This window comes from Fibrobacter sp. HC4 (assembly GCF_023373925.1).
Lineage (GTDB): Bacteria > Fibrobacterota > Fibrobacteria > Fibrobacterales > Fibrobacteraceae > Fibrobacter.
In genome coordinates, this window is record NZ_JALCZV010000038.1 from 1 (window position 1) to 13412 (window position 13412).

Annotated in this window: 3 protein-coding genes and 2 pseudogenes; all 5 read left to right on the top strand. The window is 50.3% G+C overall.

Annotated features, from left to right (window positions below; genetic code table 11):
• The first annotated feature begins 48 nt into the window (after positions 1-48).
• Positions 49-8580: a calcium-binding protein gene (locus tag MMG03_RS15505; protein WP_249506696.1), complete on the top strand. Its 8532-nt coding sequence runs from the start codon at positions 49-51 to the stop codon at positions 8578-8580.
• 99 nt (positions 8581-8679) lie between these two features.
• The gene (locus MMG03_RS15510) at positions 8680-10767 is read left to right on the top strand and encodes a hypothetical protein (RefSeq protein ID WP_249506697.1); all 2088 of its coding nucleotides are present in this window, start codon (positions 8680-8682) and stop codon (positions 10765-10767) included.
• Positions 10768-10852: 85 nt separating this feature from the next.
• Positions 10853-12721 carry a hypothetical protein gene (locus tag MMG03_RS15515; protein WP_249506698.1) on the top strand — a complete coding sequence of 623 codons (1869 nt, stop codon included), beginning with the start codon at positions 10853-10855 and terminating at the stop codon, positions 12719-12721.
• 282 nt (positions 12722-13003) lie between these two features.
• Positions 13004-13228 (top strand): annotated as a pseudogene (locus MMG03_RS15520) (hypothetical protein); the annotation flags it as partial.
• Positions 13222-13412, top strand: a pseudogene (locus MMG03_RS16335) (hypothetical protein); the annotation flags it as partial. The pseudogenes MMG03_RS15520 and MMG03_RS16335, both read left to right, overlap by 7 nt.

Below are 13412 nucleotides of genomic sequence, written 5' to 3' on the forward strand. Positions count from 1 at the left end.
TACGAATGGGAATCGGAATCGAGAGGATCATCTAGCAAGGCTGCCTAAATGCTTCCACACATGTTGATGATGCCTCAATATTTTACGGAAAATTACCTTTACGGAGATTTTGCATACTTTGAATTTGATGAATCGCACAACCTGACTAATGCCAAGAACGAAGATCTGTACGACGAAGGTGGTAATGATGTCATCCTCGGCAGCAGCAAGACGGACTTTATCTTTGGCGGTGCCGGCTCTGACCGCATCAAGGGTGGCGACGGAAATGATGAAATTCATGGCGGCAAGGGTAACGACGTTATTTACGGTGGTGCCGGCAATGATAAGATTTACGGTGAAGATGGCGTAGATGTCATCTTTGGTGATACTCCTGCAGATGAAGCGATGGTTATTGCGCGAGAAGACGATGCTGTGGGCGAATTGCCGTATGTATACATTGCTGAAGAAATTAAGAAGGATACTTCTGACTTGTTTGGCAGTGACACGGTGACAACCACAGATGCTGATGGCAATGTAAGTTCTGAAAGTGTCAATCGTATTGCCCTGTTCAATTTTGAGAATAGCTTTAAAACGGACGTGGCTTCCCTTAACGCACTGGCTCAAGTTGCAGTCTCCCTCTTTGACGCTCCTCAGGTTGATTTGAGCGCAACGCAAACAGCTGCAACAACCGGTGCCACTACGACAGGGACGACGGCTGCTACAGAAGCTGAAGGTACAGAACCTCAGGCAGAAGAAGAGCCGTCTACTCAAGTTACAAATGGTAGCGATGTAATCGAAGGCGGTAACGGTTCCGATATCATCTTTGGCGATGATGGGTCGAACACTTCTGAAGGTGGTAGTGACATTATCAGTGGCGGAGCCGATAATGACTTCATTGACGGCGATGGCGGAAACGATACCATCAACGGCGACTACGGTGAAGATATCATTTACGGTGGTGCCGGTAACGATACGCTTGACGGTGGTGCCGGAAACGATTTTGTGTTCGGTGATAACGGCTTGGCGGGTTACGTGAAGGACAATAACGGTGCTATAATTGGGGCGTCGGAACTGTTCAAGAACTCGTTCAGTGGCTCGGATGACGATAAAATTGCAAAGGCAAACCAGGACCTTATGTTTGGCTACGGCATAACTGCTTTTGCGAAAAACTTCGGAATCACGGCCGATGCCAAGTTCAATGGCGTAGGTGGCAACGACACTATTCTCGCTGGTAACGGCAATGACTTTGTTGACGGCCAGGGTGGTGACGATACCTACAAGATCCAGATTATGGGTGGTTCGAACCATGCCATTACCAACGTGATGGATTCCGGTACTGCCGACAAGGGTGATTCCATGACCATTGACGGTACAGTCGAGGCCGACGACATGCTGGTCCGTGCTTCTACGGCTGGACTCGGATTCGTGGCGAAGCTCCCGTCTAAAAAAGATGCGCAGATTGAACGCGTCAACTTCTGGAATGTCGGAGGCGGCGATACGGGCCTTGAAAATATCGCGATCAATACGGGTGCCGGTGACGATAAGATTGCTATCGATGGAACTTTGTCTACAATTTCCATTGATGCCGGTGCGGGTAACGACACCATAACTGTGGGGCAGCAGTTTGAATCTGAACGCAATACTGACAAGGACCATAGCAATGTGTTGCCGAATGATGCCTTTACGACTACCAAGACGACCCAGGGCTACTTGAGCGCAGGCGTACAACATTCGACATCGATTGTTGGTGGCGAAGGCAACGATACGTTTAACGTATTGCATAACGAGGCTGCCGTATCACTTTCTGGCGGCCTTGGTAACGACACCTTCAATGTTGCCATGTTCCAGAAAGTCAACAATGATGGAAGCAAGTCGATTGTTGAAAATGGTCCGGTAACGCTGATTGGTGGCGCTGGTGTAGACAAGATGAGCATTGTCGGCAGCGATGGTGATGATGACTTTGTCATTTCTCAGGGCCGTGTTCTCTGCAATGGCATAGATGTGCAGGCCGTAAGCATTGAGAACAAGAACGTTTACGGCGGTGACGGCGATGATTCGTTCTATGTGCTCGATACTGCCAAAGATGAAGTGACCAAGTTGTACGGCAATAAGGGCAACGACAGTTTCTACAATGGCGGTGTTGGAACGGCAAAAGAACCCGAGAACATTGGCAACAGTAAAAATGATGATTCAAATGCCATTGGGGTCTTGTTCTATAATGAAAATGCCGCAAATTACGATGATATTGACAATAGAATAGACACGGCGAAGAATACCCTTGATGAAGGGGCTGCTGCGAAGACTGTCTATAAGATTGCATTAAGTAAACAGCCGCAAGAAAACGAGGTTGTCTCTGTGACAATCTTTGCTCCGGGCGAGACTACCGAAAAACTCAACCGTGGCGACAGGGGCATTTGGCTTGTCGATGGCAATGGTAATTACTGCAAGTCCATTACCTATAAGTTTGCGAAGACGGCTGGAACTGGTGTGTTTGCCTGGAACGCTCTTGTCGATGTAAAGCTTGTTGCGATTGGCGATAGTGTTCGCGAAGGTAATGACTACTTCTCGTTATTGCATAATGTATCCTCGACGCAAACAAATGCCAAAATAAAGGATTGCAAGAATGCGCTGGTTTTCTTGAAAGGTATGTCTGGCGCAAGTTTGTTTGTACAGCAACAATATCATGTGGTGAATGCAACTGAATCTGCAAGCGGTTCTATTGCATTATCATTGATTGAAACTCCTATAACAGGCTCTATTGAATGTTGGTATGAAAAAGGTAGTGTTCGTCAAACTATTAGCACGTTTGCTGTGAACAATTCGAATTTGACAATTTCAGTAAGCCCAGCGGCGTTAGAAACTAATGGGTATATTTTTGTTAAATATAAAGTTGCAGGAGATGCTAATAAGGTTCAAAACATGTTTGCGATTACGCAAGAACATGTGCTTGCATCTCAAGAAATTGACGAAAGTAAAATACTATGGTACCTGCAGGCTTTGCCTGAAAAGCAAAATATCGACTGTTGGTATATGAAGGATGGTTCGCCTGTTCAAGTTCCTGAAACTTGTTTGGACAGGAATTCATCTAACAATGAATTGACTATTGATTTGAATAAGATGGGGGCTATTCCTGCTGTTGGAACGAGATTCTATATCAGTTATAAGTTTGAACATATGCTGGTAGTTAATGAAAGTGTCATCCAGATGAGTAATAGTACTGAAGGCATGACGGAGCTTCTAGCATTTGTTCCAGTAGATGAAGTTAATGGCGGATATGTTAATGAATCGTATTTAATTTGTGCTGAAAGTGAGATTAGAAATTATCCCCAATGCCGTTATTGTTACCGGACTGCCGGAACGCAGTTGATTATTTGCAGTGTGCGCTCTGATGGAACTGCTGGGCGACCTGTTCCGATGTATGGCAACATTGCATTCGCTTGGCAGTCTTTAGATAGTGAAAATGGAGAAAAACATTATCCATCTGTTGTCATTGAAGACGAAAAGGATTCGTTCGAAAACGTTTCTCCTGCTGATGTGATGAAGAATATTGCTCAAAATACCATCGAGAACATCAAGGGTGCCCTGTACGAAGACGGCATGGGCCGCGAAGCTGACCTTGGCATTGACGGCCCGTCGATGTTGCATTATGATGGTCTCGATGCGGATGGCAATCGTTTAACAACGTCAAATGACGAAAAGAACGTTATCTCGGAATCGGATCTTGCAGAACGAAAAGCTGCCGAAGAAGAAGCGGCCAAGTTCGATGAAGGCAACAGCAAGGATCGTATCTTTGTAAATAACCGCAAGAATAATCGTGCTGGCATCAAGAACGATATCGATGCCTTGAGCGAAATTGCGAAGTTCGATAATAGCATGATTGAAAAGGATGTCGACCCTGCATTGATTCTGCAAAAAACAGAAGATGTCGTAAAACAGGCCGATACGGAATGGCGTGACTCCGATGAGCATTCGTTGCGTTTTGAACATCAAGATGCTTCGTCTACTGCAACGAGTCAATTCAATCTCGCCAACATGGAATACGGCGAAATCAACCTTGGTTCGGGTGCCGATAAGGTTGATATCAACAAGACGATTTACCGTGAAGACGGGTTCCAGACATTTACGGTCGTGAATACCGGCGCTGGTAAGGATAACATCAATGTGCATAGTTACGCCAGAGAAAAATCTACTGTACTTGGCACATTGAGCGGCTTGACGAAGACTACGTATTCGGGTTCTTTGAAGAATGTGATTGCGTACAGTGTTTCGGGCTTCACGTTCAGTAATGGCGTTACCTCGGATAATCTGAAGGCAATCGTGGCCCAGAACAATGATAAGCTGGATCGTGGACTGCTTGCTCAGAACCGTGTGTTCTTGAATGTTGAATATTCCGACGGAACGATCCAGCGCCGCGAAGTGTTCCTTGAAGATAATGATGAAACGACGGTTACAACGCTTCTGCTCAAACGAGAACTGACTCCTGTTGCGCAGGATGTTTCGATTGTCGCGATGTATTTGGCCAATGGCTATGATGGTGACGGTCTGCTCGTCGTGAATGCCCAGGGCGGTGACGATACGATAAATGCCGTCGGCGATGTTGATGCCGATGGAAAATCCAAGGTGACCCGCGAAGGCATGGTCGTGATTGGTGGCGTTGGCAATGATACGATTGATGTCAATACCAATGTTATCGCCATTGGCGACCGTGGCCAGATTGTTTACGAGAACGAGAAGAGCGAAATCGTCACGCGTTTGGGTTCCTTGGATATTGAAAACTCTGAGACAGACGATGCGAAGCTGAATGCCGCTGATTACACGACTCCTGCGGATAAGACTGCGTCGAACTACTTCCAGACGGATGGCGTGGTGCGCGACGCCAAGTACATCCATTCTGTGAGTGAAACGGTCGGCGGCAACGATGTAATTACCGCTCATGGCGACAAAAATGTGGCTATTGGTGGAGCTGGTTCAGATGAAATTTATCTGAACGGCGAAAATAACGTTGCTGTCGGCGACAATGGTGAAGTCAAGTTTGCCGGTAGCGATGTGGTCAAGAATGCTTCTGGCGATGTGGTTGACCATGTTTATGGTGATTCATCCACGACTTACCTGAACTACGTGCAATCGACATCCGACGCGCACGGTGCAATAGACACGATTACGACCCAAAACGGCAAGAACGTTGTCATTGGCGGTACGGATTCCGACATGATTGCGACCGGCTCGGGTAACGATGTCATTGTCGGCGATGGTGGCGAGGTATACGTAGACCGCAATCGCGATGCACTTCTTGTAGACAACGTTGGCCGTAATGTTGACGGCAGCGCTGGTTCCGATGTTATTAAAACTAGCGGTGGCGACAATGTTATCTTGGGCGGCTTGAATACCAAGTCCCGTGATTTTGATTTCGTCAGGAATGCGGAATCTGGAAAATTGGACAAAATGTCGATCGACAAAAATAATGACGACTTGATCGAATCGGGCGATGGCAAGGACGTCGTATTCGGCGACAATGCTTACGTGACGTTCAAGGGCAATTCCGAGATGGCCGAAGGTTTTGATAATATGCCCACCATCTACACAGAAGCCACCCTCAGTTTCAACTTCCAGGGCCCGGCCCAGTCTGGTATCGGTGCTAACGAACAGGCCGGTGCCGTAGCCGACTACAGAGCCAAGAGTGTGGACGAAACGACTGGCGAAACTGTAGAAATTACCGAGCACGCCGATTATTGCGTGGGCAACTGGAATAACATCAAGAGCGTTTATGGTCGCGAGTCGGGAACTTATGGCAACGATGACAACGAAATCGTGCTGTTCGACAACGGAACCCGCGCAAGTGCCGTGAGCGTGACTTATGGTGCGACTGAATCCCATAGGATTAGCACCACCGATGGGGAGAATATTCGCCTGCGTGGCTACGACCAGACTCCTTATGTGCATGGCAGCAATTCGGGTGATGTGAACCTGATGAAGAGCGGCCTTGACATTAGTGGCAACAACGGTCGCAATACGCTGATTACCCAGGTAGACGGTCTTTCGCAGTATTTCACGGAATACGAAGTTGTTGTGTATCTGGACATGGTGCGTGAAATCTCCATGCATGAAAATAGCGTCCGTGTTGTCAAGTTGTATATCGATTCGGTTGACGAAAATGGCAAATTGACAAGCACGTTCTTTGACGAATTCTACGTGAATGATCCTGATACGCAAACATTCAATGGTACTTGGAACGTTGCGACTGGCAAGTCCGTTGCAACGGCAACTTTGGCCAACTGCGTTGTTTTCAAGTCTTTCGTCGAAAATGACACAAAGCATACTCTTGCGGGTGACCGTTTCCACATCGAAATTACGGACCCGCAGAACGGAACGAACGGCAAGGACCGTGCGGGAATTGCGGGAATTCAGGTTCACGGTTTTATGCATAAGCAGGACGTTGCCGCTTCTACTGATATTGACATGGGCGGTAAAGACGTTATCCTTACGAATGGCGGTGATGATATTGTCGTGGGTGGCACTGGAAACGACACGATTAAGACTTTCGGCGACGATCGCTACGGAATTCGCGACAATGATATCGTGTACGGCGATAATGCGAAGATGGTCTTTACCGACCGCGACAGCGATCCGACGACCGCTACGACGATTTCACATGCAGAATCCATTGCCACGACGAATTTAAAAGCCTCTTATGACGATATCATCAATACTGGCGACGGTAACGATGTTGTCGTGGGCGGCGTTGGTCACGATGTCGTAAATTCCAACGCAACGTCGGGTGCCGAAGCGAAGATGGATAACATCCAGGTCACTTCGTTCAACTTTGTGACTGAGACTACTAGTGATTCGCTGCTTATTCACGCCGGTGAATCGGCGGGTGTCGTTGTGGATAACGATTGGCACAATGTCTATCTGCGCAACAACCAGATGCGCGACCGTGCAACGGGTAACGAATCCGCTCCTAGTACGGTCATCACGTTTGAGTATACTTCGATTGGGAACTATGGAAATCGGAACAATCCGAACGAACAGATTGACCCTGCTACCGGCGACGATACGGCAAACAACAAGATGCTGAAGACGCTTGTGATGGGCCAGCGCCAAGAAACGCTCTCGCTTACGCTGCATAATCTTCCGGGTCCTTCGGGTTCCCCGTGCGATGTGTATGTGTATGTCGGCGGCAAGCTTGGCAGTAGTGATGGTTATGACTACGTATTCGAAATTAACGGCTCTGACAACCAGAAGTTCTATTTGAACGACTGGATTGGCAATTCGTTCGAAGGCGAATATAAGGAAGTGACATGCAAGGATTACAAGCCTGGAAAGCTCGCTTCGGGTGTTACACCGAATGTCGAGATGATTGGCAACTATGTAGTCTTCCGTAATGTCAAGACTTGTGATTACACTGTGCAAATCCGTTGCGTTGAATCGACTCTTGGTAACCAGTATCCGAACGATATCCCAGTATTTTCGGGTGTCCAGGTTGTGTCTGGATTGAACCGCACGGGCGACATTGCCCTGGGCGGCGACCACGACAAGGACCTTGTCTTTGGCGACGAAGCTTCGCTTGATTTCGATTTGGACATTCCGTTCGCTGGTAACGAAAATATCAAGGATTACAAGAATCGTGTGATTTCGGCCGAATCGATGGCGCTTGCGACAGAAGCCGTACAGCATTTGCGTACCGACGATGAAATCAAGACCGGCAAGGATCGCGATGTGGTTGTGGGCGGCGAAGGTCGCGATACAATTTCGACTGGTAGCGGCGACGATGTTGCCATTGGCGACAATGCAAAGCTCATGGTCGAAAACAACAATCCGATTGGAGTGTTCCAGCCGGATGTAGAAGTGGTCCTTGAAGACAATCAGTACTTCGATGGCTACAAGGAAGCCTATCTTGACAACGACCAGGTGAACGAGCAGCGGATGATGCAGAAGTTCTACGAGGGCAAGATTGTCGGAATTCAGCTTCAGGATTCCGAAAACGGTCGCCTTGATTCTATCGATGTGGGAACTGGCGAGAACCTTGTGTTTGAACAAAGTAGAGGCGAAGAACAGCTTTTCGTTGGAACGCTCGAAAGCGACGAAGACGAAGATGATGTGAATCCGTCTGACATTGGCGGCGAAGGCTCCGAAGGCACTGAAACCGACGAAGGCTCCGAAGGCGAAGGAAGTGAATCCGGCGAAGGTTCCGAAGGCACTGAAACCGGCGAAGGTTCTGAAGGCTCCGAAGGCACTGAAACCGGCGAGGGTTCCGAAGGCACTGAACAAATTGCGATGAAACAATTTGTTTTGAGTCAGAAACACGTTCCTGTCTATGTCGAAATCGCTGCTGGCGAAACGGTGGAAATCGTGATTACCGACTGGGAAGAAGGCAATCCGTACTATCGTCCGAAAGTCGTCCTGGAAATGAATTCTCTTGACAATATGATGCACTACCTGGATATTTCTTGGGACGGCATTAGTGAAGCTATTACTAGGGATTTGCTGAACTACAATTGGCTTGAAATTCCTAATTCCTCGACAGTTCCGGGTGAACATAAGATTGTCCTGCAAATTCACTCTGATGAAGCTATCGCATTCCTCGCTTCTTGCGGTAACTGATAGGATATTTCTATGGTCCTCGATCAACAGCGTAGGATTTTCCATGAGTCGTGGTACAGGCTCTCGGGGAGTAAGATTTCTCTCCGGGCGAGTGTCCGCGTGCATAGGCAAACCTACCGCGGGGTACTGTGGTATGTTCTTCACGAGCAGTTTACCAACCAGTACTACCGCTTGCCGCGCGGTGCGTACGACTTTGTGTCGCGCCTTTCGCCCGATAAGACGGTAGGCGAGGTTTGGAACTCGATGCTTAAAAGCGGCGAGGGCGATATGCCCGGCCAGGGCGAAGTCATCGAGATGCTTGCGCAGCTGTACCAGGCGAACATGCTCATGTACATGGGCGTGGACGATGGCGCAAAGCTTTTCGAGCGCAACCGCAAGCAGAGGCAGAAAAAGGTCAAGTCTTCGTTACTGAACATCTTCTTCTTGAAGGTTCCCGTTTTCGATCCTGACGCTATTCTGAATCGCTTGCGATGGCTCATCGCTTGCCTGATTAGCAAGCCGTTTGCGGTGGTGTGGCTGTTGACGGTTCTTGTGGCTGCGAAGTACGGTGTTGAAAATTTCGACGCCCTGAAGGATAGTGCGCAAGGGTTCCTTGCCCCGTCGAACATCGGCTGGGTTTACGTGTGTACCGTGTTTGTCAAGCTGCTTCACGAATTTGGCCATGCGAGTGTGGTCAAGCGTTTTGGCGGCGAGGTTCACACGCTCGGCGTGATGTTCATGCTGCTTGTTCCTCTCCCTTATGTGGATGCGACGGCGAGCTGGTCTTTCCGCAAAAAGTCGAAACGCATTCTCGTGGGGGCGGCAGGCATGCTCACGGAGTTCTTCATTGCTTCGATTGCTTTGATACTTTGGGCGAATTTGGGGGGCGGCCTCGCCAAAAGTCTTGCGTACAACGTTGTTGTGATGGCTTCCGTTTCGACAGTCCTCTTCAACGTGAATCCGCTCATGCGCTTTGACGGGTACTACATGCTTACCGACGCTCTTGACATGCCGAATTTGCAGCAGCGCTCGGTGCGGTATTTGAAGTACTTGCTCGAACGTTACGTATTTTTCAAACGTGACGCCGAAGAGGTGGCTGAAACCTGGTTTGAAAGATTTGTTTATGCCGTGTACGGCGTTTCGTCTTCGATTTACAGGGTGTTCCTGTTTACAGGCTTCATTGTCGCCATTTCCGCGCACTACCTGATACTTTCCTTCTGTATGGGTGTCTTGCTCTGCCTTACAATGGTGGTGATGCCTGTGGGCCGGTTTATAAAGTATGTCTTTGCAAGCCCAGCCCTTTCGCAGGTCCGTAACCGCGCCGTGCTTGTGACTTTGGTCGTGCTCGGCGGAGTCTTTGCAGCGCTTTTCTACGTGCCTGTTCCCGACACTTTCAAGGCTCCTGGAATTATTGAGGCCGCTCGGTACGAGAATTCTACGGTAGGCGAGGGGGGCGTTGTCGCAAAGGTCTATCGTGGCGAAAAGGCCCTGGTCCATAAGGGCGATACGCTGATGGTCCTTGAGAACCGTGAACTGGATTTCCGCATAGAGGAAAAACGTGCCCAGGTGAACGAGACCGTGCAAACGTATTACCAGGCGTTGGAACTGGCTCCCGAAAACATGCAGCCCGTCGAAAAGAGATTGGGAGTCCTGAGGCAGGAACTGAACGATTTGTTGCGCGACCGCGATAAGTTGGCGCTGCTTGCTCCGATGGACGGAATTTGGAATGTTAAAAGTCCTGACGACTACGTGGGGCGTTTCTTGCAGAAGGGCGATTCGGTTGGGATGGTCTTAGATACGGCTGCGTTCGATTTTCTTGCGGTGGTGACTCAAGAGGAAGTCTCGCGCTTGTTCATGGAAAACCCGCGCAAGGTTTCCGTGCGTTTAAACGGCGAAGCCTTTGTCGAGATTCCTGTCGATAGCGTGAGCGTGATTCCTGCAGCGAGTGACCGTTTGCCCTCTGCGGCCCTTGGCTGGCTTGGCGGTGGCGAAATTGAAACAACGGCGAAGGATGGCTCTGGCGAGCGTACGGCGGAGCCTGTTTACCTCGTTCGTTCCTCGATAAGAAGGGACTTGGCTTCCCTCTCCGGTGTAGACTGGGCTCATGGACGTTCCGGAAAAATTCGTTTCCATTTGACAGACACTCCGCTTGCCCTGCAGGGAATCCGCAAGGCAAGGCAGGCCCTGCAGAAATACTATAAGATGTAGCATGAACCTGATCGAAAACTACCGCCTTACCGCCTGTAAACGGGTGAAGAAGATTCCGACGGGGCTTGACGCCCTCGTTTTTCGGATGCAAGGGCGGTTCAAGGGCCGTAGCGGCGTGCTGCGCCGCCTTTTGCGCGAAGCTGCCAAGATCGATAAGCTGGGCAGGTCGTATAGCGGCCTGGACAGTGCCGAGTTTAGGCAAAGGCTGGCACGTGTCCGCAATGCCTTTAAGCGTAGGCCGGACCGCAACGCGCTGCAGACCGCGTTTGCCCTTGTGCAGGAGGCGGTGACCCGCACGTTGGGGTACAGGCCCTACATTGAGCAGGTGGCGGGAGCCTTGGCACTTTATGACGGGTTCATTGCCGAAATGTCGACAGGCGAGGGGAAGACCGTGACTGCGGCGATGTGCGCTACGGTGCGCGGCTTTGGCAAGCAGCCATGCCACGTGATAACCGCGAACGACTACCTGGCAAGTCGCGATGCGCAGATAATGAAGCCTCTCTACGATATTTGCGGCGTGACCGTGGGTGCGGTGACCGGGGCGATGAAACCTGCCGAGCGCAGGGAGGGCTACAGCGCCGACGTGACCTATTCTACCGCCAAGGATGTACTTGCCGATTTCTTGCGTGACCGCATTGCGCTCGGGAAATACCAGCATTTCTCGAAGCGGCTTGTGGGCGATTCTTCGGGCGCGAATATGGAACGGGTCATGTCGAACTTGGTGCAACGGGGGCTATGCACCGCCATCGTTGACGAGGCCGACAACGTGCTTATTGACGAGTCCGTGACTCCGCTTATAATTTCCAAGGAGAACAAGAACGAGGGCTTTAACGAAAGTTGCAGGATTGCTTTCGCGCTTTCCGAAAAATTGGTCCAAGGTACCGACTATGCTGTCGATATCCGCTTTAGGACAGTCCGTTTCCTTGTCGATATGGACGAACGCCTGGAATCGCTTAAGTCGGTGGGCGAGGGCTTCTGCAAGGCGTCTTTCTTGAAGGACCTGATTCGCCAGGCGCTTGTGGCGCGAGAACTTTTTGTGGCCGGTCGCCAGTATGTTGTAGAAGAAGGCAAGGTGGTGATTGTCGATGAATCGACGGGCCGCAAGATGCCCATGCGTTCGTGGAACGGCGGGCTTCACCAGATGATTGAACTGAAGGAAGGGCTGGAACTTTCGGGCCTCAAGGAAACCGAGGCGCGAATGAGTTTCCAGCGCTTCTTTAGGCTGTACAAGAACTTTTCTGGCATGACGGGAACCGGCAAGGAAGCCCTTGGCGAGTTCTGGACGATTTACGGGGCGGCAGTCCTTTGCATTCCGAATCACCGCAAGTGCTTGCGTAAGATTTCGTTCCTCAAGATTTTTTCTACCAAGGAATCCAAGCGGGTGGCCATTGTCCACGAAGTGCTCGATGTCCATGCCAAGGGCCGCCCGGTCCTTATCGGCACCAAGGACATTGACGAAAGCGAAACCCTTGCCGAAATGATCAAGGCGCTTGGCCTTGAATGCCGTGTGATAAACGCTGTCCGCAGCGACGACGAGGCTACAATTATCGAGGGCGCCGGTCGTATGGGCGCGATAACGGTTGCGACCAATATGGCCGGGCGCGGAACCGACATCAAGATTCCCGATAAAGTAAAGAAACTTGGCGGCCTGCATGTGATTGCCACGGAGTGCAACCCTTCTTCGAGAATTGACCGCCAGCTTTTTGGCCGCGCCGCCCGTCAAGGTGACCCGGGGAGCGCGAGCCATTACGCAAGTTTTGAGGACGATGTGCTGCGCCGCAACCTGCCGGGGGCGCTTTGGGGCGCTTTTAGGCATCTTGGCCGCCTTTCTGCGCTCGTCGTGAGGTGGGCGCAGTATTCGGCGGGCAAGAAAGCCATGAAAAGTAGGCTTTCTGTTCAGCGGACAGACACCTGGCTCGAAGACTCTCTCGGCTTTAGCGGAAACGACGTGTAGAAACTACACACGGCCGTGACACAATTTTTACAAAAAAATGCAACCTGGATAAAGGAATGTATTACTTTGTCTGAAAAACACTTTATCCTTAATTTGTATTCGTTCATCGGAATCAGGCATTTTCGGTGATACGCTCTCGACTACAGAACACTCCGCAACGAAGAATTCCTGGGACTCCACAAGTACTTCGTTGAGCAGACTGCAAGCATCACCAGCGAAGAGATTCGCAAGTCCATCGAAGCCTACCGCACCTCTGTAACCGAATACGCTAACCTCATTGAAGTGTCTGTCGACGGATCTGCCGCAAGGGCCGTCAGCCACCTTGATTCCGAACGCAATGCCGCCTACTCCTCTTGCAAGATCTTTGCCGAGAACGCCGACCCCACGAGGCTGAATCAGGACCAGTCCACGGGTACTTTCACGAACCTCATTTATACCCTCAAGGAAATTGGTGATGACAAGTTGAGCGCCTGCGGATTCAAGCCCTGGCTCGAAAACCTCGAAAGCAAGCACAACGAATACCTGACGGCGGTGCAGAACCGCAACAAGGAAATCGCTTCGAAGGTTCCTTCAACCAGAACCTGGAACGTGCTGGCCGTCTGGCTGACTTCCTCGAATTCGCAGAAGTCCTCACCCTCGACGCCCTCCACCGTGAAGAATCTTGCGGCGGTCACTTCCGTGAAGAAAGCCA